This window comes from Simplicispira sp. GW247-4R2A, assembly GCF_059424465.1.
Window position 1 is genome coordinate 34,696 of the sequence record NZ_JBWKZM010000010.1, and the last position, 25,465, is coordinate 60,160.

General features: G+C 65.2%; 18 protein-coding genes. 11 read left to right on the forward strand and 7 right to left on the reverse strand.

Features of this window, described 5'->3' with window-relative positions; translation table 11 throughout:
* The first annotated feature begins 46 nt into the window (after positions 1-46).
* The 4 genes from odhB to AC07ZH_RS08765 all read left to right on the forward strand — a co-directional run bounded on the left by odhB (position 47) and on the right by AC07ZH_RS08765 (position 4,615).
* On the forward strand, positions 47-1,321 hold the full coding sequence (odhB, locus tag AC07ZH_RS08750) for a 2-oxoglutarate dehydrogenase complex dihydrolipoyllysine-residue succinyltransferase (RefSeq protein ID WP_495199403.1): 1,275 nt from the start codon (positions 47-49) through the stop codon (positions 1,319-1,321).
* Positions 1,322-1,406: 85 nt separating this feature from the next.
* The gene (lpdA, locus tag AC07ZH_RS08755; RefSeq protein ID WP_495199404.1) at positions 1,407-2,834 is read left to right on the forward strand and encodes a dihydrolipoyl dehydrogenase; all 1,428 of its coding nucleotides are present in this window, start codon (positions 1,407-1,409) and stop codon (positions 2,832-2,834) included.
* Between the two features lie 81 nt (positions 2,835-2,915).
* Positions 2,916-4,019 carry a cell division protein ZapE gene (zapE, locus tag AC07ZH_RS08760; RefSeq protein WP_495199465.1) on the forward strand — a complete coding sequence of 368 codons (1,104 nt, stop codon included), beginning with the start codon at positions 2,916-2,918 and terminating at the stop codon, positions 4,017-4,019.
* The gene (locus tag AC07ZH_RS08765) at positions 4,019-4,615 is read left to right on the forward strand and encodes a hypothetical protein (RefSeq protein WP_495199405.1); all 597 of its coding nucleotides are present in this window, start codon (positions 4,019-4,021) and stop codon (positions 4,613-4,615) included. Before zapE ends, AC07ZH_RS08765 begins: the two co-directional genes overlap by 1 nt.
* 45 nt (positions 4,616-4,660) lie before the next feature.
* Here the strand turns inward: AC07ZH_RS08765 and AC07ZH_RS08770 are convergent, their stop codons facing one another.
* A complete protein-coding gene (locus tag AC07ZH_RS08770; RefSeq protein WP_119107372.1) occupies positions 4,661-5,461 on the reverse strand; it encodes a PP2C family protein-serine/threonine phosphatase in 801 nt (266 codons plus the stop codon).
* Between the two features lie 105 nt (positions 5,462-5,566).
* On the opposite strand from AC07ZH_RS08770, the gene yoaA reads away from it, so the two are divergent.
* Complete coding sequence (yoaA, locus tag AC07ZH_RS08775) at positions 5,567-7,684, forward strand: DNA repair helicase YoaA (RefSeq protein WP_495199406.1); 2,118 nt, start codon at positions 5,567-5,569, stop codon at positions 7,682-7,684.
* On the opposite strand, the gene AC07ZH_RS08780 is transcribed toward yoaA, so the two are convergent.
* Positions 7,647-8,447: an outer membrane protein assembly factor BamD gene (locus AC07ZH_RS08780; protein ID WP_119107373.1), complete on the reverse strand. Its 801-nt coding sequence runs from the start codon at positions 8,445-8,447 to the stop codon at positions 7,647-7,649. The two genes, yoaA and AC07ZH_RS08780, sit on opposite strands and share 38 nt — an antisense overlap.
* A gap of 138 nt (positions 8,448-8,585) precedes the next feature.
* On the opposite strand from AC07ZH_RS08780, the gene dnaE reads away from it, so the two are divergent.
* The 3 genes from dnaE (at position 8,586) to clpA (ending at position 14,959) form a co-directional block, all read left to right on the forward strand.
* Positions 8,586-12,083, forward strand: coding sequence for a DNA polymerase III subunit alpha (dnaE, locus tag AC07ZH_RS08785; protein WP_495199407.1), 3,498 nt, complete (start codon positions 8,586-8,588; stop codon positions 12,081-12,083).
* A gap of 101 nt (positions 12,084-12,184) precedes the next feature.
* Entirely contained in the window at positions 12,185-12,553 is a 369-nt protein-coding gene (clpS, locus tag AC07ZH_RS08790; RefSeq protein ID WP_119107375.1) for an ATP-dependent Clp protease adapter ClpS, read from the forward strand.
* Positions 12,554-12,610: 57 nt separating this feature from the next.
* Entirely contained in the window at positions 12,611-14,959 is a 2,349-nt protein-coding gene (gene clpA / locus AC07ZH_RS08795) for an ATP-dependent Clp protease ATP-binding subunit ClpA (RefSeq protein ID WP_119107376.1), read from the forward strand.
* Positions 14,960-15,575: 616 nt separating this feature from the next.
* Here the strand turns inward: clpA and AC07ZH_RS08800 are convergent.
* Together AC07ZH_RS08800 and AC07ZH_RS08805 are read right to left on the reverse strand one after the other, a co-directional pair.
* Positions 15,576-16,286: a VIT1/CCC1 transporter family protein gene (locus AC07ZH_RS08800; RefSeq protein WP_119107377.1), complete on the reverse strand. Its 711-nt coding sequence runs from the start codon at positions 16,284-16,286 to the stop codon at positions 15,576-15,578.
* Between the two features lie 268 nt (positions 16,287-16,554).
* A complete protein-coding gene (locus tag AC07ZH_RS08805; protein WP_495199408.1) occupies positions 16,555-16,818 on the reverse strand; it encodes a hypothetical protein in 264 nt (87 codons plus the stop codon).
* Positions 16,819-16,830: 12 nt separating this feature from the next.
* Here AC07ZH_RS08805 and sbcB point away from each other — a divergent pair, with 12 nt between their 5' ends.
* Positions 16,831-18,282, forward strand: a complete 1,452-nt coding sequence (gene sbcB, locus AC07ZH_RS08810; RefSeq protein ID WP_495199409.1) for an exodeoxyribonuclease I — start codon at positions 16,831-16,833, stop codon at positions 18,280-18,282.
* Positions 18,283-18,284: 2 nt separating this feature from the next.
* Positions 18,285-19,601 (forward strand): protein kinase domain-containing protein, encoded by a 1,317-nt coding sequence (locus AC07ZH_RS08815; protein WP_495199410.1) that lies wholly within the window; start codon positions 18,285-18,287, stop codon positions 19,599-19,601.
* A gap of 39 nt (positions 19,602-19,640) precedes the next feature.
* Here the strand turns inward: AC07ZH_RS08815 and AC07ZH_RS08820 are convergent, their stop codons facing one another.
* The 3 genes from AC07ZH_RS08820 to AC07ZH_RS08830 all read right to left on the reverse strand — a co-directional run bounded on the left by AC07ZH_RS08820 (position 19,641) and on the right by AC07ZH_RS08830 (position 24,289).
* Positions 19,641-20,987: an ABC transporter substrate-binding protein gene (locus AC07ZH_RS08820; protein WP_495199411.1), complete on the reverse strand. Its 1,347-nt coding sequence runs from the start codon at positions 20,985-20,987 to the stop codon at positions 19,641-19,643.
* A gap of 23 nt (positions 20,988-21,010) precedes the next feature.
* Positions 21,011-22,702 (reverse strand): methyl-accepting chemotaxis protein, encoded by a 1,692-nt coding sequence (locus AC07ZH_RS08825; protein ID WP_495199412.1) that lies wholly within the window; start codon positions 22,700-22,702, stop codon positions 21,011-21,013.
* Between the two features lie 357 nt (positions 22,703-23,059).
* Complete coding sequence (locus tag AC07ZH_RS08830) at positions 23,060-24,289, reverse strand: nucleoside recognition domain-containing protein (RefSeq protein ID WP_495199413.1); 1,230 nt, start codon at positions 24,287-24,289, stop codon at positions 23,060-23,062.
* A 454-nt stretch (positions 24,290-24,743) separates the two neighbouring features.
* Between AC07ZH_RS08830 and AC07ZH_RS08835 the strand changes: the two genes are divergently transcribed.
* A complete protein-coding gene (locus tag AC07ZH_RS08835) occupies positions 24,744-25,454 on the forward strand; it encodes a YebC/PmpR family DNA-binding transcriptional regulator (RefSeq protein ID WP_119108475.1) in 711 nt (236 codons plus the stop codon).
* Positions 25,455-25,465 lie beyond the last annotated feature (11 nt).

Consider the following 25,465-nt stretch of genomic DNA (forward strand, 5'->3'; position numbering starts at 1 on the left):
CGATCCGACTCCCCCACAAACCCCCAAAATTTCCCGAAAGATTGATATGGCTATCGTAGAAGTCAAAGTCCCGCAGCTGTCCGAGTCCGTGGCGGAAGCCACGCTGCTCGCCTGGAAGAAGAAGGTCGGCGAGGCCGTCGCCATCGATGAAATCCTGATCGAAGTCGAAACCGACAAAGTGGTCTTGGAAGTGCCCGCTCCCGCAGCAGGTGTGCTGACCGAGATCGTGCAAGGCGACGGCGCCACCGTGGCGGCCGAGCAGCTGATTGCCCGCATCGACACGGCAGCGGTCGCAGGGGCGTCAGCGCCAGCGGCGTCAGCACCGGCTGCCGCGGCAGCACCCGTCGCTGCGGCGTCGGCCACCGCCACTGCCGGCTCCGGCAAGGGCGACGTTGCCATGCCTGCGGCGGCCAAGCTGCTGGCCGAGAACAACCTGTCGACGGCCAGCGTCGCCGGCACCGGCCGCGACGGCCGCGTCACCAAGGGCGACGTGCTGGGCGCCCTGGCCTCCGGCACAGCGAAGGCCGCAGCCGCCGTTGCGCCGAGCAGTATCCCAACGGGGGCGCCGACCAAGTCCCTGCCGCAGGTGGCGGCGCCCGCCAGCAAGACGAACCTGGGTGAGCGCCCGGAGCAGCGCGTGCCCATGAGCCGCCTGCGCGCGCGCATTGCCGAGCGCCTGCTGCAGTCGCAAGCGACGAATGCCATCCTGACCACGTTCAACGAAGTGAACATGGCCCCCGTGATGGAGATGCGCAAGAAGTTCCAGGACGCGTTCACCAAGGAGCACGGCGTCAAGATTGGCTTCATGAGCTTCTTCGTCAAAGCGGCGGTGCACGCGCTCAAGAAGTACCCGGTCATCAATGCCAGCATCGACGGCAACGATGTGGTGTACCACGGCTATTTCGACATCGGTATTGCCGTGGGCAGCCCGCGCGGCCTGGTGGTGCCGATTTTGCGCAACGCCGACCAGATGAGCTTTGCCGACATCGAGAAGAAGATCGCCGAGTTCGGCCAGAAGGCCAAGGACGGCAAGCTGGGCATCGAAGAGATGACTGGCGGCACCTTCTCGATCAGCAATGGCGGCACCTTTGGCTCCATGCTCTCGACGCCCATCATCAACCCGCCGCAATCGGCCATCCTGGGCGTGCACGCCACCAAGGACCGCGCGGTGGTGGAGAACGGGCAGATCGTCATCCGCCCGATGAACTACCTGGCCCTGTCTTACGACCACCGCATCATCGACGGCCGCGAAGCCGTGCTCGGTCTGGTGGCGATGAAGGACGCGCTGGAAGACCCGTCGCGCCTTCTCTTTGACATCTAGCCGCTGTGCGTGGCCAGCCCACCCGCGCCGTGCCTTGGAGGCGCTGCGCCCGGTGGGTTTTTTACCCTATTGAACGAGGTTTCTTATGAGCAAACAATTCGACGTCATCGTCATCGGCGGTGGCCCCGGCGGCTACATTGGCGCCATTCGCGCGGCGCAACTCGGCTTCAACGTGGCCTGCATCGACGAGTGGAAGAACGGCGTGGGCGGCCCTGCACCCGGTGGCACTTGCACCAACGTGGGCTGCATTCCCTCCAAGGCGCTGCTGCAGTCGTCCGAGCATTTCGAACACGCCAACAAGCACTTTGCCGAGCACGGCATCACGGCCACCGGCGTGAAGATGGACGTGGCGAAAATGGTCGGCCGCAAGGATGCGGTGGTCAAGCAGAACAACGATGGCATCCTGTACCTGTTCAAGAAGAACAAGGTCAGCTTTTTCCATGGTCGCGGCTCATTCGTCAAGGCGGTCGATGGCGGCTACGAGATCAAAGTGGCCGGCAGCACCGAAGAGACGCTGACGGCCAAGCAGGTCATCGTCGCCACGGGGTCCAACGCCCGTGCCTTGCCCGGCGCAGAGTTTGACGAAGAGCGCATCCTGTCGAACGACGGCGCGCTGCGCATCGGTGCCGTTCCCAAGAAGCTTGGCGTGATTGGTTCGGGCGTCATTGGCCTGGAAATGGGTTCGGTCTGGCGCCGCCTGGGCGCCGACGTGACCATCCTCGAAGGCCTGCCGACCTTTCTGGGCGCGGTGGATGAGCAAATTGCCAAAGAGGCCAAAAAAGCGTTCGACAAGCAAGGTCTCAAGGTCGAGCTGGGCGTGAAGATCGGCGAGGTGAAATCTGGCAAGAAGGGCGTCAGCATCGCCTACACCAGCGCCAAGGGCGAGGCCCAGACGCTGGACGTGGACAAGCTCATCGTCTCCATCGGCCGCGTGCCCAACACCATCGGCCTGAACGCCGAGGCCGTGGGCCTGCAACTGGGCGACCGTGGCGAGATCGTGGTCGATGCCGATTGCAAGACCAACCTGCCCGGTGTCTGGGCCGTGGGCGACGTGGTCCGCGGTCCCATGCTGGCACACAAGGCCGAGGAAGAGGGCGTGGCCGTGGCCGAACGCATGGCGGGCCAGCATGGCCACGTCAACTTCAACACCATTCCCTGGGTCATCTACACCAGCCCCGAGATCGCCTGGGTGGGCCGCACCGAGCAGCAGCTCAAAGCAGACAGCGTCAAGTACAAGGCCGGCACCTTCCCGTTCCTGGCCAACGGCCGCGCGCGCGCCCTGGGCGACACAACCGGCATGGTCAAGTTCCTGGCCGATGCGGTGACCGATGAAATTCTGGGCGTGCACATCGTCGGCCCGATGGCCAGCGAACTGATTGCCGAAGCCGTGGTCGCCATGGAGTTCAAGGCCAGCAGCGAAGACATCGCCCGCATCTGCCATGCGCACCCCTCGCTCTCCGAATCCGTGAAGGAAGCGGCCCTGGCAGTGGACAAGCGCACGCTGAATTTCTAACTTGAAATTTGTAGTGAAATAGGGCGCTAGCGCTTACTGGATAAGCGCTGGCAGCTATAAATTTAGTAACAAAGGCGTTGTCTGTCTGATTCTGTAGTCACGGCCTACCGCGCCGAATTGGCGAGCAAGGGCTACCAGAGCGATCCGGCGCAGGAGCGCGCGGTCGCGGCCCTGCAGCGTTGCGCGGACGATTGGGCCCAATACAAAGCCAAGCGTTCCAGTGCGCTGAAAAAACTCGTCAACCACCCGGACATCCCGCGCGGCGTGTACATGTACGGTGGGGTGGGGCGCGGCAAAAGCTTCCTGATGGACTGCTTCTTCAACGCCGTGCCGCTCAAGCGCAAGGTGCGCCTGCACTTTCATGAATTCATGCGCGAAGTGCACCGCGAACTTGCCAGCCTGCAGGGCACGGCCGACCCGCTCGATGTGCTGGGCGCGCGCATTGCCAAGCGCTACAAGCTTATCTGCTTTGACGAATTCCATGTGGCGGACATCACCGACGCGATGATCCTGCACCGCTTGCTGGCGGCGATGTTTGCCAATGGCGTCGGTTTCGTCACCACGTCGAATTTCAAGCCCGATGAGCTCTACCCCAACGGCCTGCACCGCGACCGCATCCTGCCGGCGATCGCCTTGCTGAACGACCGGCTCGAAGTCATCAATGTGGACAACGGCACCGACTACCGGGGCCGCACCATGGAGCAAGTGCAGCTCTACCACACGCCGCTCGGCCCCCAGGCCGATGCCGCCATGTCGGCCGCGTTTGACCGGCTCGCCGAGGTGCGCGACGAAGACCCGGTGCTGCACATCGAATCGCGCGAAATCGTGGCGCGGCGCAAGGCGGGCGGAGTGGTCTGGTTCGACTTCAGGACGCTGTGCGGCGGCCCGCGCTCGCAGAACGACTACCTGGAGATCGCCACGCAGTTCCACACGGTCCTGCTCTCCGACGTGCCGCACATGCCCGTCAGCATGGCGTCGCCCGCTCGGCGCTTCACCTGGCTGATCGACGTGCTGTACGACCGGCGCGTCAAGCTCATCCTGTCGGCCGCCGTGCCGCCCGAGGCGCTGTATACGGAAGGGCCGCTGGTGCATGAATTTCCCCGTACCGTCTCGCGCCTCAACGAGATGCAGTCCAAGGAGTTCCTTGCGCTGGAGCGGCGCGATGTGGACACAGGTTTGACCTAATGCGCCACAACAAGCTTTTCCTCGTGCTGTGCAGTCTGCTGGTGGTGGCGGGCGCTGTTTCGGCCAAAGAGACCGACGAGGCGCAGCTGAAACAGGAACGCAGCGCCATTGACAAGCGCCTGGCGGCAGCGGAGGCAGCGTGCTACCAGAAGTTCGCTGTCAATGGCTGCCTGCGCAGCGCCCGTCAGCAGGCGCGCAGCGAGCGGGCAGCAGTGCAACAGCGGGAAAACGACCTGAAGGATGCAGCCCGGCGCGAGCGCACTGATGCGCACCGCCAGGAATTGCAGGACAAACAGGCCGCCGCAGCAGAAAAAGCGGCTCTTGGTGGCGCGCACCCAGCACCCACTGGCCCCCGGACGCACCGCCCCAATCCGCCGGCGCCCAGCGCACACCGCAGCCCGGCGAACCAGAGTGCATCTGTTGGCAACGCCGAGCAAGCGCGTGCGCGGCGCGCCCAGGATGCGGCGCAGGCCCGCCAGCGCCTGCTCGACAAGCAAAGCGCCGCAGCCGAGCGTGCACAGGCCCTGCGGCGCCACCAGGCACAGCGCGAGGCAAGCGGCCACCCGCAGGCTGCGCTGCTGCCAGATCCGCCCTGAAGCTGTCTTGCGAGGAAGGCTTGGCAGGCCTTCACCAGCGAACGCTCAGGTTTGGATGGGAAACGCCTTGAGCGGTGGCGGTGGTTGGTCGGCCAGCGCTTCCACCTTGACGATGGCGAGCGAGAGGTTGTCGCCGCCACCGCGTGCACGCATGCGCGCCTTGTCGATCAAAAACTCCGTTGCTTCGCGTGGCGAGAGCGATTCCACCACCGAGGCCAGCTCGGACGGGGAAAAATAGTGCCAGACCCCGTCGCTGCAGGCGAGCAACACGTCGCCCGGTTGCAACTGCGGGATGAAATGCGTGGTCAGCGGTGGATCGCTTTCGGTGCCCAGGCAGCCCACCAGAATGTTGGAGTGCGGGTGCACGTTTGCTTCGGCTTCCGTGATCTCGCCACGATCGACCAGCGCCTGCACGTAGGAGTGATCGCTGGTGCGCTTGACGAGCAGTCCGCCACGGAAATGGTAGATACGGGAATCCCCCGCGTGTACCCAATGGCAGTCGCCCCGCGGGTTGATCAGGAAGGCGGCAATCGTGCTGTGCGGTTCCTGCTCCGCCGTAATGGCGGTCAGCCGGATGACGATGTGTGCTTCCTGCACCATGTTGGCCAGCATGGCGGCCGCATCGTCTGAATCCGGTGCGTAGCGGTCGAACAGCTGCTGCGCCGACATCATGACCTGGTCGGAGGCTTTGCGTCCGCCGCTGCGGCCTCCCATGCCATCGGCCAGCACGGCCAGCACGCAGCCATTGAAGCGCGGATGCGCCAGCAGCAGCACCTGGTCTTGCTGGTAGTCGCGGTCACCCTTGTGGATGCCAGTCGAGGCAATGAGGCGAAACGCTTTGGCCATGCGGGGGATTGTCGCGCAGTGTGGGTGCGCTGCACCGCTTGTGGTGCAGCCGCGCCTGTATTATCTGGCGCCGTGTGGGATTTTCGCCATGCCTGCGGCGCCTGCATGTCCACTCAAGCTTCGTCCTTGCCACCCAATCCCCCCTCGCCGACGGCATCAGCAGCCACATCTGCGCTGTCCGAATGGGAGCAGGAGGTGGCCGATGCGTTTTCCGAAGTGGGTGTTTTGGCGCGAGCCCACACGGGCTTTCTCTTGCGCGCCGGCCAGACCGAAATGGCGCTCGCCGTCGCCAGCGCCATCGCGCAGGGCGGCGCACTGGTGGTCGAGGCCGGCACCGGGGTGGGCAAGACCTATGCCTACCTGGTGCCCGCCTTGCTCAGCGGCGAGCGTGTGCTGCTCTCCACCGCGACCAAAGCCTTGCAGGATCAGCTCTATGGCCGCGATCTGCCGCGTGTGCTGCAGGCGCTTGGCCTGCCCAAGCGCACGGCGCTGCTCAAGGGCCGTTCGAGCTACCTGTGCTGGCACCGACTGGTCAGCGCGCGCCAGCAGGCAATGGACGACGCCTTGGCATGCAGCCTGGGCGAAGTGGAGCAATGGGCGCAGGCCACGCAAACCGGTGACTTGGCGGAGCTGCCGCACCTCGACGAGCGCAGCAGTATCGCCACGCTGGTGACCTCCACGCGCGACAACTGCCTCGGCGCGGCCTGCGCCTACGCGCGGGACTGCCATGTCAACCTGGCGCGCCGCAATGCCCTTGCAGCCGACGTGGTGGTGGTCAATCACCACCTGCTATTTGCCGACATGGCGGTGCGCGAGTCGGATATTGCGCCGTTGCTGCCGAGCGTGCGTGTGGTGGTGGTGGACGAAGCGCACCAGCTCAACGACATCGGCGTGCAGTTCCTGGGTGCGCAGCTGGGCAGTGCGCGTCTGCAGGATTTCGCGCGCGAATTGTTGGCCACGGGCCGCCAATCGGCGCTCGGCCTGGCCGATTGGCATGCACTTGCCGCCGCACTCGATACTGCGGCGCGCAGCATGCGTGTGCTGCCCGGCGGCGATGGCGCTCCAGGACGTCGGGCGTGGGAAGACGGGGCGCCGCAAGGGTTCGAGGCAAGTGCCTGGACACAAGTGTTTGACCGTCTCCTGCCGCAGCTCGAAAGCATTTCGGCTGCACTGGCGCACGCATCGGCTTACGTGCCCGAGCTTGACCGCTTGCTGGAGCGCGCCGAGGACTTGCTCGGTTTGGCACGGCGCTTTGCGGCGCCGGCTGCTGGCGATCACGTGCGCTGGCTGGAAATCTCGGCCAGCGAGCTGCGCCTGATGGAATCGCCGCACGACGTGGCGCAGGCCCTGCGCTCGCGCCTGATGGGGCTGCCCGACCCGCAAGCCCAAGACGCGCCCGCCAACGCACCCGAGAGCATTCCGACGCCGCGCACCTGGATTTTCACCTCCGCCACCCTGGGTGACGATGAGCGCCTGTCGTGGTTCACCGAGCCTTGTGGCCTGCAAAACGCCCGTGTGCTGCGCGTCGCAAGCCCGTTTGACTACGCGGCGCAGGCTGCGCTCTATGTGCCGCAGCATTTGCCGGCACCGGGCGACGAAGCGCACAGCAGCGCTCTGGCCGTATGGCTGGCCCCCGCCGTGCAGCGCCTGGGCGGGCGCACTCTGGTACTGACCACCAGCCTGCGCGCCTTGCGTGCGATTGGCGCCGGGCTGCGTGAGGGCTTGCCTGCCCAAGCGGGTGTGGAGGTCCTGGTGCAGGGTGAATCGCCCAAGCGCTGGTTGATGGAGCGTTTTCGCTCCGGCAGCTCACGGGGGCAGGGCGGCTGCGTGCTGGTGGCCTCTGCCAGCTTCTGGGAGGGTTTTGATGTTCCCGGCGACACTTTGCAACTGGTGGTGATCGACAAGCTGCCCTTTCCCCCGCCAGGCGATCCGCTGGCGCGGGCCCGCGGACAGCGCATGGAGGCGCTCGGCCGCAGCGCGTTTGCCCACTATGCGGTGCCTGAGGCCGCTGTTGCGCTCAAGCAAGGCGCAGGGCGTTTGATTCGCAGCGAAACCGATCGCGGCATCCTGGTCGTGTGCGACCGGCGCCTCACCGATAGGGGCTACGGCAAGCGATTGCTGCGTGCCCTGCCGCCCATGCGCCGCCTGCTGGACGCTCAGGCGTTTGACGAGGCGCTGGCCGAGCTCACCACAACACCCACCACGGTTTCGACGCCCCCTTGAAACCGTTGGCGATGAAGGTGCTGTTGGGATAGTTCTTGTCCAGCACGCGTCGCGCGTCGTCGCGCAACTGGGTCAAACCCAGGGCATCGTACGACTTGACCAGGATGTAGAGCGCCTCTTCGGTTGCCGGCACCGCATCGTAGTCGGCCACTGCGCGCTGTGCGCGTGCGATGGCGGCCACATAGGCGCCTCGGTCGTAGTAGTAGCGCGCCACATGCACCTCGTATTGGGCGAGCGAGTTGACGATGTACGTCATGCGCTGGCGCGCGTCCTGCGCGTAGCGCGAGTTGGGAAAGCGCGTGGTCAGCTCGCGGAAGGTTTCGAACGAATCCTTGGCCGCCTTTTGGTCGCGCTCTGAGAGGTCTTGCCGCGACAGCCAGGAGAACATTCCCAGGTCGTCGTTAAAGTTGATCAGACCTTTGAGGTAGAGCGCGTAATCGAGCGCTGGGCTGGCAGGGTGCAACTTGATGAAGCGCTCCAGTGTCGCCAGGGCCTGCGCTTTTTCCTGGCCTTTGTACTGGGCGTAGGCCTTGTCGAGCTGGGCCTGCTGGGCTTGGGGTGTGCCAGCGGCACGGCCTTCGAGCTTTTCCAGCAGGGGCACGGCCTTGTCGTAGCTGCCACCGTTCATCTCGTCGCGTGCCTCGGCGGCAATCTTTTCGGTCGACCAGTTGGCCGTCTTGTCTTCGACACTGCTCGCACAGCCCGCCACGAGCGCGGCGGCAGCCAGCAGGGCAGGAAGGAGGGCACGGGGCGCACGCAGCATGGCGAATGGCTTTCTGAGGAGCAGAGGTTGGGGCAGGGCAGTGGCAGTGGCCAGCGCCCTGTCGGCAAAAAAAGCATTCTAGCGGCCCGATACGAGCGGGCCGGCATTGGGCTGCAAGCGGCTTTCTACAATGACGGGATGTTTGTTCATTTGCGCCTGCACACCGAGTTTTCCGTCGTCGATGGAACCAACCGAATCGACGAGGCTGTGGCCAGCGCAGCGGCCGATCAACAGCCGGCGCTTGCCATTACCGACCTGAGCAACCTCTTTGGCGCCGTCAAGTTTTACAAGGCAGCACGTGCCAAGGGGGTCAAGCCTTTGCTGGGCGCCGAGCTGCCATTGGAGGGTCTCGACGGCGCCGCGCCGTCGCGTCTGGTGCTGCTGGTGCAGGGCACGCAGGGGTACCTGAACCTGTCGGAAATCCTGGCGCGCGCCTGGACGCGCAGCGCCTCCAAAACCCAGGCGCTGGCGCGTTGGGAGTGGCTGGAGGAACTGGGCGAAGGGCTGATTGCGCTCTCGGGCGCGCAGGCTGGTCCAGTGGGTGCGGCGCTGGTGCGGGGTGATGAGACAGCCGCCGCCGATTGCGCGCTGCGCCTGGCACGCGTATTTCCCCACCGTTTTTACCTGGAAGTCCAGCGCGCCAGCCGGGCCGACGACGAAGTGCACGTGGTTGCCGCAGCACGCCTTGCCGCACGGCTCGAACTGCCGCTGGTGGCGACGCACCCGGTGCAGTTCGCCAGCCCCGACGATTACGAGGCGCATGAGGCGCGTGTCTGCATTGCCGAGGGTGAAATCCTCGGCAATGCCCGGCGCGTGCGGCGCTTCACGCGCGAGCAGTATTTCAAGACGGCTGCTGAAATGCAGGCGCTGTTTGCCGACCTGCCCAGCGCGCTGACCAATACGGTGGAAATCGCCAAGCGCTGCAACCTCTCGCTGGTGCTGGGCAAGCCCCAACTGCCCGATTTCCCCACCCCAGGCGGCATCCCGATTGATGAATTCTTTCGAATTTCGTCCTTCGAGGGCCTGGAGCAGCGCCTGGCGCACTTGTACCCGGATGCGCAAGAGCGCGAGCGCCAGCGGCCTCGCTATGTCGAGCGCCTTGAGTTCGAGCTCAAAACTATCCTCAAGATGGGGTTTCCGGGTTACTTCCTGATCGTTGGTGACTTCATCAACTGGGCCAAGAAAAACGGCTGCCCCGTGGGCCCGGGGCGCGGCTCGGGCGCCGGCTCGCTGGTGGCGTACGCGCTCAAGATCACCGACCTGGACCCGCTGGAATACAAGCTGCTGTTCGAGCGCTTTCTGAACCCCGAGCGGGTGTCGATGCCAGACTTCGACATCGACTTCTGCCAGGCCAACCGCGACCGCGTCATTGACTATGTCAAGGAAAAATACGGGAAGGACGCGGTCAGCCAGATCGCCACCTTCGGCACCATGGCCGCCCGCGCCGCCATCCGCGATGTGGGCCGCGTGCTCGACATGAGCTACACCTTTTGCGACGGCATCAGCAAGCTCATTCCCAACAAGCCAGGCCAGCACATCACCATTGCCGGGGCCATCGAGGCCGAGCCCATTCTGGCCGAGCGCCTGGCCCGCGAAGACGAGGTGAAAACCTTGCTGGCGCTGGCGCAAAAGCTGGAGGGCATGACGCGCAACGTCGGCATGCACGCGGGCGGCGTGCTGATTGCGCCGGGCAAGCTGACCGATTTTTGCCCGCTCTATCAGCAGCCGGGCAGCGAGTCCGCCGTGAGCCAGTACGACAAGGACGACGTCGAGGCCGTCGGTCTCGTCAAGTTCGACTTTCTGGGCCTGGCCACGCTCACCATCCTGGAAATTGCGCGCGAATTCATCATGCGCCGGCACAAGGGCCAGCAGGACTTTGCCTTTGAGAACATTCCCTTGGACGATGCGCCCACGTACCGCTTGTTCCAGCAGGGCAAGACCGAAGCTGTCTTCCAGTTTGAAAGCCGTGGCATGCAGGGCATGCTCAAGGAGGCCAAGCCGACGCGGCTCGAAGACCTGATTGCCCTTAACGCCTTGTACCGGCCGGGGCCTATGGACCTGATCCCCAGCTTCGTCGCGCGCAAGCACGGGCGCGAGCCGGTCGAATACCCGCACCCGCTGGTAGAAGAAATGCTGTCGGAGACCTACGGCATCATGGTCTACCAGGAGCAGGTGATGCAGACCGCGCAGATTCTGGGCGGCTACAGCCTGGGCGGCGCCGATCTGCTGCGCCGCGCTATGGGCAAGAAAAAGGCCGAGGAGATGGCGCAGCACCGCGGCATCTTCCGTGAGGGCGCGGCCAAGAATGGCCTCTCCATCGAAAAGGCCGACGAAGTTTTCGACCTGATGGAGAAGTTTGCCGGTTACGGCTTCAACAAGTCGCACGCCGCCGCTTACTCGCTGCTGGCCTACCACACCGGCTGGCTCAAGGTGCACTACACCGCCGAGTTCTTCTGCGCCAATATGACCGTGGAAATGGACGACACCGACAAGCTCAAGGTGCTGTTCGAGGACGCGCGCAAGAACTTTGGCCTCTCCTTCGAGCCGCCAGACGTGAACCGCGGCCGTTACCGCTTCGAACCTGTATCCGACACCGTCGTTCGCTATGGCCTGGGTGCGGTGAAAGGTACTGGGCAGCAGGCTATCGAGGCCATTGTCGCGGCGCGCGAGGGGCGCGGAGAGGGCGCCCACGGCAGCCGTTCAGGGCCATTTACCAGCCTGTTCGACTTTTGCCTGCGCGTCGACCGCACGCGCCTCAACAAGCGCACGGTGGACGCGCTCATCAAGGCCGGTGCCTTCGATGCGCTGGAGCGCAACCGCGCGGCGCTCAGTGCGTCTATCGACCGGGCGTTCGATTTCTCCGCAGCGGCGCAGGCCAATGAGCACCAGGGTGGCTTGTTCGACATGGACGACGGCGACGCCCATGGCTCTAGCACCCAAGAGCCAGATTTGGTCGCGGTAACGCCCTGGGGCGTGCGCGAGCAACTCACGTATGAGAAAACGGCGCTGGGTTTCTACCTCTCCGGCCATTTGTTTGACGAGGTGGCACGGGAAGTGCGCCGCTTTGTGCGCAGCGGCATTGACGAGCTCAAGGACAGCCGCGAGCCGCAGACCGTGGCTGGCATCGTCAGCGACTTTCGCGTCATCAACGGCCAGCGCGGCCGCCAGGCGATCTTCGTGCTGGAAGACGGCGTTGGCCGGGTCGAGGCCACGGCGAGCGACGCGCTGGTGCAGCAGCACCGCGAGCTGTTCAAGGACGATGAACTCTTGATTGCCACCGGCCGCTTGCAGCCGGGGCGCAACGGATTCGAGGCGCGCTTCGTCGTCCAGCAGGCCGGCGATCTGGCCCAGGCGCGTTGCCGTTTTGGCAAATACCTGCGCGTGGACGTGGGCGACAAGCCCCCGCAAGTGGCGCGGCTGTTGCAGGAGTACGCAGCGCGCAAGGAATCCACCGAGCATGGCGACCTGGTGCACGGCCTGCGTGTGCGCCTGGGCCTGCGCTGCTGCAGTGCAGAAGGCGCCGCCAGTGCCGAGTTGCAATTGGGCGATGCCCACCGCATGTACCCCAGTGATGCGGCGCTCGCGGCCTGGTCAACCGAGGCTGAACTTGGGCGCGCCGTAGTGGTCTACGAATGAGGGCCTTCGGGCTTGAAAAGCCCCTGGGCGCACTCAGTTACTTTCCCTGGCGTGCGAAGGCATGCCTTTTCCACCAGCAGGCTGTTTGCACCCTCGCTAGAATGAATTTCATGGCAACCCAACCTCCAGCACCCCCGCGCACGCCCCGCGTCACCCGGCCCAGGCCGGACGACGGCGACTCGGTCGTGCTCGAACGGCGCCCGCAAAAGACCCAGCCGCCGCAGATGTACCGGGTGCTGATGCTCAACGACGATTTCACCCCGATGGAATTTGTCATTGTGGTGCTGCAGGAGTTCTTTAGCAAAGACCGCGAAACGGCCACGCAGATCATGCTCAAGATTCACCTCGACGGCAAAGGCGTCTGCGGCGTGTATTCGCGCGACGTGGCAGCCACCAAGGTCGATCAGGTGCTCGATGCGGCGCACAGCGCGGGCCATCCGCTTCAATGCATTAGTGAACCGGTTGAATAACCATTCGGTCACCCCAAATACCGCTTATTCTTTTTCTGCAAGCACAAAGGAGTTCACATGATTGCCCAAGAACTGGAAGTCAGCTTGCACATGGCCTTTGTCGAGGCCCGGCAGCAACGCCATGAATTCATCACCGTCGAGCATTTGTTGCTCGCGTTGCTCGATAACCCCAGCGCCGCCGAGGTGCTGCGCGCATGCTCGGCCAATATTGACGATCTGCGCGCATCGCTGGCTAATTTCATCAAAGACAACACCCCGCAGGTCGCGGGAACCGATGAAGTCGACACCCAGCCCACGCTCGGTTTCCAGCGCGTGATTCAACGCGCCATCATGCACGTGCAGTCCACCGGCAATGGCAAGAAGGAAGTCAACGGCGCCAACGTGCTCGTCGCCATTTTTGGCGAGAAAGACTCGCACGCCGTGTACTACCTGCACCAGCAGGGTGTGACGCGGCTCGACGTCGTCAACTTCATTGCCCATGGCATCAAGAAGGGTGAGCCGCCTGAGGTGCCCAAGAGCGGGGAAGGCGCTGCCGAAGCCGAAGAAGGCAGCAGCGAGAAGAGCGAAAAGGCCTCGCCGCTGGAGCAATTCACGGTGAACCTGAACCAGCTCGCCAAGGAAGGCAAGATCGACCCACTGATCGGCCGCCACTACGAAGTCGAGCGCACCATCCAGATCCTGTGCCGCCGCCGCAAGAACAACCCGCTGCTCGTCGGCGAGGCGGGCGTGGGCAAGACGGCGATTGCCGAGGGCCTGGCCTGGCGTATCACCCAGGGCGACGTGCCCGAGATTCTGAGCGAAGGCATCGTCTATTCGCTCGATATGGGCGCGCTGCTGGCGGGCACCAAGTACCGTGGCGACTTCGAGCAGCGCTTGAAGGGCGTGCTCAAGTCGCTCAAGGACAAGCCCAACGCCATCCTGTTCATCGACGAGATCCACACGCTGATCGGCGCGGGCGCGGCCTCGGGCGGCACCCTGGATGCGTCCAACCTGCTCAAACCAGCGCTCTCGAACGGCGCGCTCAAGTGCATTGGCGCCACCACCTTCGCCGAATACCGCGGTATCTTCGAAAAGGACGCGGCCCTGTCGCGGCGCTTCCAGAAGGTCGATGTGGTGGAACCGACGGTGCAGGAAACCGTCGACATTCTCAAGGGCCTCAAGAGCCGCTTTGAAGAGCACCACAGCGTCAAGTACGCCGCCGCCGCATTGCAGGCTGCTGCCGAACTGAGCGCCAAGTACATCAACGACCGCCACCTGCCCGACAAGGCCATCGACGTGATCGACGAGGCCGGTGCCGCGCAGCGCATCCTGGTGCCCTCCAAGCGCAAGAAGACCATTGGCAAGACCGAGATCGAAGAGATCGTGGCCAAAATTGCCCGCATTCCCCCGGCCAACGTCTCCAACGACGACCGTGGCAAGCTGCAGGTGCTCGAACGCGACCTCAAAAGCGTGGTCTTCGGGCAAGACAAGGCGCTCGATGTGCTGGCGTCCGCCGTCAAGATGGCGCGCTCCGGCCTGGGCAAGGGCGACAAGCCCATTGGCGCCTTCCTGTTCAGCGGCCCCACGGGCGTCGGCAAGACCGAAGCGGCCAAGCAACTGGCCTACATCATGGGCATCGAGCTGATCCGCTTCGACATGTCGGAGTACATGGAGCGCCACGCCGTCAGCCGCCTCATCGGCGCGCCTCCGGGCTACGTGGGCTTTGACCAGGGCGGGCTGTTGACCGAGGCCATCACCAAGAAGCCGCACTGCGTGCTGCTGCTCGACGAAATCGAAAAGGCGCACCCCGACATCTTCAACGTGCTGCTGCAGGTGATGGACCACGGGAGCCTGACGGACAACAACGGGCGCAAGGCCGACTTCCGCAACGTCATCATCATCATGACAACGAACGCGGGCGCCGAGACCATGAACAAGGCCACCATCGGCTTCAACAACGCCCGGCAGGCGGGCGACGAGATGGTCGACATCAAGCGCTTGTTCACGCCCGAGTTCCGCAACCGCCTGGACGCCATCGTCAGCTTCAAGGCGCTTGATGAAAACGTCATCCTGCGCGTGGTCGACAAGTTCTTGCTGCAGCTCGAAACTCAGCTCGCCGAGAAAAAGGTCGAGGTCACCTTCACCGACAACCTGCGCAAGCACCTGGCCAAGAAGGGGTTCGACCCGCTGATGGGCGCGCGGCCGATGCAGCGCCTCATCCAGGACACCATTCGCCGCGCCCTGGCCGACGAACTCCTGTTTGGCCGCCTGCAGGACGGTGGTCGCCTGACGGTGGACGTCGAGACCAAAACCGACGAGCAGGGCGTGGAAACGTCCGAGGTCAAGCTGGACATCCAGCCGCTGCCCAAGAAGGAGCGCGCCACCAAGTCCGAGCCAGCGGAGCCGGAAGAGGCCACGGCAGACTGAGCGAGCGCAGCGCTCCCTAACAAAGGCCAGCAGGGCGACTTGCTGGCCTTTGTTGTTGGCAGGCGCAGCGAAATCGCGATCCAACCCCAATCCCGGACAGGGCCGTGCGCGCTGGCCGCGACCTGAGTTTCAGAATCCGGAAAAAATAACTCAAAAACAGGAGCTGCTAGCGCATGAGCAATGAGCGCTAGAGGCCGATTTTGATACTGAAAAACCGCTATCAAAAACAGAGTCTTCTAAATCACGGCAACACCCCTGGCCAGCCACCCTCCCCGAGCAGGTCCGCGCCGTAGCCGAAGCCCTGGCCCGCAGCCCCGCACCGCTCACACCGCTCACACCGCCCGCGCTGGAAGCCCACTTCAAAGGCCGTGGCCCCTGGAAGAAGGGCTTGCCCACGCTGCTGCAAACGCTGGAAGCCCTGGGCCGCGCGCAGGCGGTAGCGGTGGAAGGCGCGGCCGCGTGGCGGGGGTGAGCATTTTCGGGCTCCAGCAAGGCCGATCTGGACGTGACCGCCAAGCGTTACCGCAATCTGTTGAAGGATCTGTCTAAGAAGTGCGATTCGACCCAGGCATGTCACCCATCGGGCGTCTGGGCCCGCCTTTTGATCGCGTCGCCATCACCCCACCGGCGCCCCGAACAGCGCCCCCACGCCCGCGGTGATGGCCATGGCCAGCGCACCCCAGAACGTCACGCGCCAGGCGCCTACCAATAGGCCGGCGCCGCCGGTGCGCGCGGCCAGGGCGCCGAGCAGGGCCAGAAAAACCAGCGCGGTTCCCGGCACCCAGGCCAGCAGGCTGCCTGCGGGCGCAACGACCGCCACCAGCAGGGGCAAAGCGGCGCCGACGGCAAAGCTGGCGGCGGAGGTGAGCGCGGCCTGCACCGGGCGGGCGGCCAGGGTCTGCGAGACTTCGAGTTCGTCGCGCGCGTGCGCGCCCAGCGCATCGTGCGCCATGAGCTGCTGGGCCACCTGCTGCGCCAGCCCGGGGGCGAGGCCCCGGCCTTCGTAGATGGTGGCCAGCTCGCGCTCTTCAGCCTGCGGGTCGGCCGCCAGCTCGCGCCGTTCGCGGTCGAGGTCGGCTTTTTCGGTGTCGGCCTGCGAGTGCACCGACACGTATTCGCCCGCCGCCATCGACATGGCACCGGCCACCAGGCCCGCCACCGCCGTCATGACGATGGCAGACGGGCTGGCCTGCGCGGCCGCCACGCCCACCACCAGGCTGGCGGTGGAGACGATGCCGTCGTTGGCGCCCAGCACGGCGGCGCGCAGCCAGCCAATGCGCTCGCCCCGGTGGCGTTCAAGGTGCAGGCGGCGGGTGGCAGAGGTCATGGTGTGCTTTGGGGTGGCGGAGCCTGGCAGGGTAGGGGCCGCAGCGTCCATCCGTCAAGCCTGAGGGGCGTTGAGATCAAGAAAGAAGGAAAGGCGCCAAAACGGCGCCTCTTTCTTGGGTAGTCAAGGCCGCTGCGGTTGGTCAACTCGATGATTTGCGGCATGCGCTACTCCCGCATAAAATTGGAACGGCCTCACACAGCATTGGCCACCGGGCGATCAGCTCGGACCCGTCTCGGACGTTGATGGGCCAAGGGGTGTGGGGCTTTCATTTCGCAGCACTGGTTTTGATCACCAGGCTGATCAGCTGAAGCGACCGATTGCGCTTGCCACTCAGCAATTTCCACATCGCCCGGAACGTCTCGCCGTTGGTCGCCTTGAGCGCCACCACCGTGGGGTTGTCATCGGCAGGCACCTCGCGCACGAAATCAGGCGCCGTCTGCTCGGAGTTGACGCAGCGGTTCACATCGACCGAGAGCGCCCGACCGATCGCTGGCGGATACCATCCCAGCGTTCCTGTTCTCGATGACACGCACCGCCCGCCATGCTTTCCCACACCTTCCTCTGGCACGACTACGAAACCTTCGGCTCCGACCCGCGCCGCGACCGGCCGGCGCAGTTTGCCGCCATCCGCACCGACGCCGACCTGAACGAGATCGGTGAGCCGCTGATGCTGTACTGCCAGCCGCCCAACGACTATTTGCCCGAACCCGAGGCCTGTTTGATCACCGGCATCACGCCGCAGATCGCCTTCGAGCGCGGCGTGAGCGAGCGCGAATTTGCCGCGCGCATCCACGAGGCCATGGCCCAGCCGGGCACCATTGGCGTGGGCTACAACACGATTCGCTTTGACGACGAGGTCACGCGCCACATGTTCTGGCGCAACCTCATCGACCCCTATGGCCGCGAGTGGCAGAACCAGTGCGGCCGCTGGGATCTGCTCGACGTGGTGCGCCTGGCCTATGCGCTGCGGCCCGATGGGCTGATCGTGTGGCCCAAGAAGGAAGACGGCTCGCCCAGCTTCAAATTGGGCGACTTGGCCAAGGCCAACGGCCTGCTGCACGAGGCAGCGCACGACGCGCTCTCGGACGTGCGCGCCACCATTGCCCTGGCGCGGCTCTTGCGCCAGCACAACGCCAAGCTGTTTGACTTTGCCCTCGGCCTGCACAAAAAAGAGCGCGTGGCGGCCGAGCTGCGCCTGCCGACCGATGTGCAGAACGCGCGGCCCTTCCTGCATGTCTCGGGCATGTTCCCCGCCGAACGTGGGTGTCTGGCGGTGATGTTCCCGCTCGCCACGCACCCGACCAACAAGAACGAACTCCTGGCCTGGGACTTGGCGCACGACCCGTCCGAGCTGGCGACACAAAGCGTGGAAGAGCTGCGCCTGCGGCTGTTCACGCGCAATGCCGACCTGCCTGAAGGCGTCAAGCGCCTGCCGGTCAAGGGCGTGCACCTGAACAAGTCGCCCATGGTGGTGGGCAACGTCAACACGCTCACGCCCGAACTGGCGGCGCGCTGGGGCATCGATTTGGGGCAGATTGCGGCGCACGCGGCGCGCGCGCGTTTGCTGCCCGACATGAGCGCCATTTGGGCGGCGGTGTACCAGCGGCCCAAGGCCGAGGGCCCGGCGCCGGACGTGGAGCAGGATTTGTACGGCGGTTTTGTCGGCAATGGCGACCGGCGCCGGCTCGACGAGCTGCGCGCCATGACCGGCACGCAACTGGCCAGCGCGCGCACCGGCTTTGACGACGCCCGCCTCACCGAACTGCTGTTTCGCTACCGCGCGCGCAATTTCGCGTCCACCCTCACGCCTGAGGAGCAGGCCCGCTGGCTGCAGCACCGCACCGATTGCCTGCTGCATGGGCAGGGCGGGGCGCTGACTGCGCAGGCGCTGTTCGAGCGCATCGACGCGCTCTCCGAGACGGCCGATGAGCGCGCCGAAGAGATTCTGGGCGCGCTGTACGACTGGGCCGAAACCGTGGTGCCGGAGCAATAGCCATGGCCAATGCCGTCCCCGCCACCATCGGCAAATACCGCATCGAGCGCGAGCTGGGCCGGGGCGCCAGTGGCGTGGTGTACCTGGGGCTCGACGGCCTGCGCGGTCGCAAGGTGGCGGTGAAACAAATGCACGCGCACCTGCTGGCCGAACCGGCGCAGGCCGCGCGCCACCGGCGCCAACTGCGCCAGGAAGCCGCGCTGGCCGCGCAACTGCGCCACCCCAACATCGTGCGCCTGCTCGACGCCGACGAAGAGGCCGAGCCGCCGTACCTGGTGTTTGAATACGTCGATGGGCAGCCGCTCTCGCACCACGCCCGCCCTGATGCGCTGCTGCCGTTGGCGCAGGTGCTCGACATCGCCTTCAAGTGTGGCCACGCCCTCGCATACGCCGAGCGCCAGGGCCTGGTGCACCGCGACATCAAGCCGGCCAATATCCTGCTGGAGCAGGGTGGCGACGTGAAGCTGGTCGATTTCGGCGCCGCGCTCTCCACCCGCAGCGACGCCACGCAGCTCGCCGGCCTGGTCGGCTCGCCGTCGTACATGTCGCCCGAACAGGTGCGGGAGGAATCGCTCACGCACCACAGCGACATGTTCTCGCTCGGCGTCGTGCTGTACGAGCTGCTCACTGGCCGGCGGCCTTTTGACGGTGAAACCGATTTCGCCACGATGTACCGCATCGGCCACGACGAGCCGACCGCCCCAGGCCTGCTGCGCGCGTCCTTGCCGCCCGAGGTGGATGCCTTCGTGCTGCAGGCGCTCGCCAAGGCACCGCAGGATCGCTTCCCGCGCTGGGCCGACTGGTCAGACGCCTTGGGCGCGCTCTCGCGTGCTTTGCCCCGCCAGAAGTCGCAGGACACCGAAACCGAGCGTTTCACCTGTCTGCGTACGCTGCCGTTCTTTGCCGGCTTTCACGACGTTGCGCTCTGGGAGCTGATGCGCCTGGGCAGCTGGCGCCGCGCGCCACGCGGAACGGCCCTCATGACCGAGGGCGCGCCCGGCGATTCGTTTTGCATCCTCATCGAAGGCCAGGTCGGCATTCGCCGCCAGGGCTGGCAGCTCTGCACGCTGGATGCCGGCGTCACCTTCGGCGAAATGACCTACCTGCGCCCCGAATCCCCCCTGCGCACCGCCACCGCCGTGGCCGAGAGCGAGGTGCTGGTGCTCAAAGTGCGCAACCCCGCGCTGCGCGGCGCGTCCGAGGCGCTGCAATCGTGTTTCGACAAGGCGTTTATCAAGCTGCTGGTGGGGCGCCTAGTGGCCACCAACGAGCAGGTGGCGGAATGGGATTTGGTGGCGGCGCCGCCGGATGATTCCTGAATTGATAGCTGCTAACGCTTATGAGGTAAGCGCTAGAGGCTATTTTTGTGTAAATTTTGAAATCGCTGCACCCGCTGTGTGTGCTGCCGCCGCCCAGTCGTGCTGGGCCTGCGCTGGGCGGTAAGCGGCGTCGTTCCACAGCCGGTCGATGAGCGACTCCAGAGCCTTGTGCATCGGCTCTGGCAGCGCCATGCGGTGGGCCACCGATGGCACCAGCGTGTTGGCCAGGCGCGCCGCCAGAAAGTAGGCGCTCGACTCTTTGGCGCAGGCATCAAAGGGCGCCATGTCCACCCCGGGGGTGACGGGAATGGAGCCCTTGGCCAGGTTGAAGTTGCGCTGGAAATCCAGGCTGGTCACCGCATGGGCCAGGGCATTTTGCTCGGCGGTGGCCTCGGGGTTGGTCCCTTGGCGAAAGACGGCCAGGCTGTCGACCACATAGTCGTAGACGGTGGCGCCGCCTGGCGTGGAGGCGCACAAAAAATCGCGATCGGGCACCTGTTTCGCGGCCAGGAATTCACCCTTGGCCCAATCGCCCATGACCTGCATGGCCGCCTTGCCTGCAATGACCTGCGCCGTAGCGGCGTTCCAATCCTGGCTGGAGGCAGCGTCAGAGGCCTTGGCAGGCACAGTCAGGGGTTTGAGTGCGACAAAGGTTTGCATGGCGCGCTCCATCGTGGCGCCTCCAATGGCGGCGGGGTCGCCCTGCACCAGGGCGTGCCGGTAAAAATCTGCGCCGCCCGTGCCCAGCACCACGGTCTCGAACAGCGTCAGGTTCTGCCAGGGTTGGTTGCCGTGGGCCAGCGGGGTGATGCCGGCTTGCTGCAGGCGCTCGGCCAGCTGAAAGAACTGTGGCCAGCTCTGCGGCGCGCGCCCCTGCGCTTGTGCCAGCAGGTGGCGGTTGATGTACAGCCAGTTCACCCGGTGCACGTTGACCGGCACGGCGACATAGGTGTCCTTGTACTTCACCTGTTCGGCAATCTGGCGCGGAATTTGGTAATCCCAGTGGTCCGATTTCGCCAATGCATTCAGCGATGCCAGCGCCCCCTGGTCGCCCCATTGGGCCAGGTCAGCGGCTTTCATCTGCACCGCATCGGGCGCACGGTGCGCGGCGATGCGCTCGCTCAGGATCTTGGCCAGGGCGTCGGCGTCGCCGGCCACCGTGGGAGTCTTGAGCGTGAGGCCTTGTGTGGCCAGGGTCGCGCGCAGCGATTCCACGGCCCGGGCCTCGCCCCCGGAGGTCCACCAGTGCAGCAACTCCACCTCGGCGGCTGCCGCTGGCGTGAGGGCGGTGGTGAACAGCAGCGCCGCCGCCAGCAGGCTTTTGACGCGGAATGGCCCCGACAGCATCAGGGGGCGCGGGGCAGGCTGGCGAGAGGTGGGGGACATGGTGCGCGCCTCCTGGCGGTTCGTCAGCGGGGTTGAAAACGGATGCCGGGCAGGGCGTGTGAAGGGGCTGCGCGGTGTGGTGCTGGCGATGGCGGCGCGATTTGCACCGCCGCATCGCCTGGCAGGCGGAAGGAGTCCACTGCGTGCGCCAGCGCATCGGCTTGCTGGTCCAGGCTGTGCGCCGCCTGCGCGCTTTGCTCCACGAGATGCATGTTTTGCTGCGTCATCTCGTTCAGCTGGGTCAGCGTGGCACGCGCGTGGTCTGCGTCCAGGGCCTGTTGGTCCATGGCCAGACGAATGTCTGCCGCCAGGGCGGCCGCGGCATTGACTTGCTCCAGCACATCGCACATGGTGGTCCCTGCGCCGTGCACATGGGCGACACCCCGGTTGACGCAGACCATCGAATCGTCGATCAGGTGCTTGATCTCCTTGGCCGCGCTGGCGCTTCGCTGGGCCAGCGTGCGCACCTCACTGGCGACGACGGCAAAGCCGCGGCCGTGCTCGCCCGCGCGGGCGGCTTCCACGGCTGCGTTGAGCGCCAGGATGTTGGTCTGGAAGGCAATGCCGTCAATGACGGTGGTGATCTCGCCAATCTTGCGGCTTGAGGCCTGGATCGCGTCCATGGCCCCGCGTGCCTGGTCCACCTTGCTGCCGCCTTCGGTGGCCACGGTGGCGGCACTTTGGGCCACGCTGGCGACGCGGGCCACGGCACTTGCCGTCTCGCTCAGGCTTTGTGCCATGTGGTGGATGGCATCGGACGTGCGCTGCAGGTGCTCGCCCTGTTGTTCGGTGCGCCCGGACAGGTGGCCGTTGCCCGTCGCAATTGCATGGCTGGCTGCCTGCACGGTGTGTGCCGACTGGCGGATCGCCCCGACGGTGCTGCTCAGTTGCTGGCGCATGCGCTCTACCGTGGCCTGGACCTGTGCAATCTCGCGCGGTGCAAAACGCTGCAGCGTTGCCGTGGAGGCCGAAAGATCGTTCGCGGCCACGGTCTCGATCTCGCCCGCCATGCTGCGCAGCGGTTGCACCAGCCAGCGCCGCGCGCCACCCCACACGGCCAGGCAGGCAGCGGCAAACAGGGCGGTCAGCACCCACAGCCGGGTCAGGCTGCGCGTGAAGTCGGCCTGAATACTGGCCTGCAGGTGGCTGGCCTGCTCGTTGCGGTACGCCAGCACCGCATCCACCGCCTTTTCAAACTCGGCATCCAGCGCGGGGGTCTTGTTGCGCAGTGTGTTGATGTAGTTTTGCGGGTTGCCTTTCTGCAGGGCCACCACCAGCGGCTCCAGCCCCTCGGCCAGAAAGACGGTGTACCGGGCCTCGGCTGCCTTGGCCATCGGCGCTTCGGCAGCGCTTTTGGGGGCCTTCTGGTAGCGCTCAAACGCCTTGCGTGAGTCGGCCAACTTGGCCTGTGCCGTGTGCAAGGCCTGCTCGGCTTCCTTGAACATGCCGTACGAGCTGTACACCGAGGCCTGCACCATCCACACCCGCGAATTGCGTGTGTTGTCGACCGATTCAGAGAGGTCTTGCAGCACCGAAATTTCACGGGCAACCAGGTCAAACGAGGCGTTGCTCTTGACCAGCGCGGTCAAGGAGCTGGCCGCCGAGGCCGCAAACACCAGCGCCAGGGCCATGAGCGCTGCCGTGAGCATGGCGCCAATCGAGCGCCGGGAGGCCTGGGTATGCGGGTCTGCTGATGTGTAGGGAAGGGTGGACATGGGGCAGGTCGGGGCAAGGGACGCGCCGACGGTGTTGGGTGCAGCAAGCAAGGTTTTTGCATGCCGAGTAATTACATTAATTAATGTAATTTGGCCCGTGCCTGCAGCCGTATGGGATTTACCCTGAGCCGCGTGGGCGGCCATGGGGCATGGGTCTGCTGGTCAAGGCGTGGCAAGGTCACCGTCCGTACGGGGCCGATGGGTCCGATGCCTTGACTGCCATCTCGTGCGCTTTGCTGCGCTAGAAGTTGCCGGGCGAGCACTCGAACAACAAGGCTAGCAGCACGTGTTTCTATAAAAATTAATAGCATTCAGCGCTTATGGGATAAGCGCTAGAGCGAAATTCGAGCTGAAACTTCACCCAAAAAACCAATAGCACACCCCGATCGCCGCTAGCACCCCCGCCAACTCCGCCAGCAGGGCGCAAGGCACCGCGTGCCGCACCCGCTGAATGCCCACCGCGCCAAAGTACACCGCCAGCACATAGAAGGTGGTTTCCGTGCTGCCCTGCACCGTGGCCGCCACCAGCGCAGGGAAGCTGTCCACGCCCTTGGCCTGCATGGTCTCGATCAGCATGGCGCGCGCGGCGCTGCCTGAGAACGGTTTGACCAAGGCGGTCGGCAGCGCATCGACAAAACGCGTGTCCCAGCCCGCGCCTTCGACCAGCCAGCGGATGCCATCGAGCACATAGCCCAGCGCGCCGGATGCGCGCAGCACGCCCACGGCGCAGAGCATGGCGACCAAATAGGGCAGCAGGTTGCGGGCCACGTCGAAGCCCTCGCGCGCACCCTCCACAAACGCCTCGTACACCGGCACGCGCCGCCAGGCGCCGAGAAGCACGAAGAGCAGGACCAGGCCGAACAGCGTCAGGTTGCCCGCGAGCGACGAGAGGTGTGCCAGCGCGGTGGCGCCCAGCGTGGAAAGAAAGGCCACCAGCGCGGCGATGCCCAGCGCCAGCGGCAGCAGGTAGGCGAGCACCACCGGGCTCCAGATGGGCAGGCGCTGCACCACGGCCACGCTCAGCAGCCCAACCAGGGTGGAGGCCGAGGTCGCCAGCAGAATCGGCACGAACACCAGCGTCGGGTCGGGTGCGCCTTGCTGCAGGCGGTACATGAAGATGGTGACGGGCAGCAGCGTGAGCGACGAGGCGTTGAGCACCAGGAACAGGATTTGTGCGTTGGTGGCGGTCTCGGGCTCGGGGTTCAGGCTTTGCAGCGAATGCATGGCCTTGAGGCCAATGGGTGTGGCGGCGTTGTCCAGCCCGAGCGCGTTGGCGGCGAAGTTGAGCGTCATCAGGCCCAAGGCCGGGTGGCCGCGCGGCACGCCGGGCATCAGTTTGGCAAACAGTGGCGAGAGCCAGCGCGCCAGGGTTTCGACCAGGCCGGCGCGCTCGGCAATGCGCAAAAAACCCAGCCACAGCGTGAGCGTGCCAAACAGCAGCAGCATCACTTCGACCGAGAGCTTGGCCATGGCAAACAAGGCCTCGACCATGGCAGCAAACACCTGGGCGTTGCCGCCGGCCAGCCACTGCACCAGCGCGGCGAGGGCAGAGGTGACGAAAAAACCCAGCCAGAGGGTGTTGAGCATGTTCGGAGCCTGTCGCACTTGGAATCACCGGCTACAAAACGGCCGCAGCGGTCCATTTTCCACCGGTTTCTTGCCCCATAGGCCTGCTATGGGGCTGCAAACCCGGCGCAAACTGTCCTCGCTGGGGCCGTTTTTCGCTTTCGGTGCTCCAAGTCCGACAGGCTCCCACAGCCGCGCAGGGAGAGGAAAGAAGCCGCCATTGTGCGTGCGGCGGCGGTGGTAACCTTGCCCTCTTTCGCCCGGACTTTCCCTCAGCCGTTGGGGGGGTGGTGCAGTGTTTCACGCTATATGGCACATAAAAAGGCGTCTTTTCGGCCCTGGCCGCGTTGCAAATCCTCGCGATACCTACGGGTATCGCTGCGGTTTGCGCCTCGCCAGGACCAAAAATCCATCCTTTTTATTTGTGCCATCCAGCATGAAGCACTGCACCAGCGGGCACCATCAAGGAACTCGCATGGGTGCGCAATGGAAAGCAAAGGGCAAGGCGCAGGCCGCTGACGCCCGCGGAAAACTGTTTGGCAAGCTCGCCAAGGAAATCATGGTCGCCGCGCGCGGCGGCGCCGACCCGGCTGGCAACTCCAAGCTGCGGCTGGTGCTGGAGCAGGCCCGCAAGGTCTCCATGCCCAAGGACACGCTGGAGCGCGCCATCAAGAAAGGTGCTGGCATCGGCAGCGACGCCGCCAGCTTCGAGCATGTGGTGTATGAGGGCTTCGCCCCGCACCAGGTGGCGGTGATGGTCGAATGCCTGACCGACAACGTCAAACGCACCGCGCCCGAAATGCGCGTGCTGTTTCGCAAGGGGCAGTTGGGCACCTCGGGCTCGGTCGCCTGGGATTTTGACCACGTCGGCATGATCGAGGCCGAGCCCGCAAGCGCGGGCGCCGATGCCGAAATGGCCGCCATCGAAGCCGGCGCGCAGGACCTGGAGCCCGGCGAGGAAGAGGGCCAAACCCTGTTCTGGACCGAGCCCACCGACCTCGACGCCGTGAGCCGCGCGCTGCCTGAGCATGGGTTTACGGTGCTCTCCGCCAAGCTGGGCTACCGCCCCAAGAACCCGGTGGACCCGGCCAGCCTGAGCGCCGAGGCGCTGGAGGAAGTCGAAGCCTTCCTGGCCGCCATCGACGCCAACGACGACGTGCAGAACGTGTACGCCGCGCTGGGCTGAGCTAGCTGCCA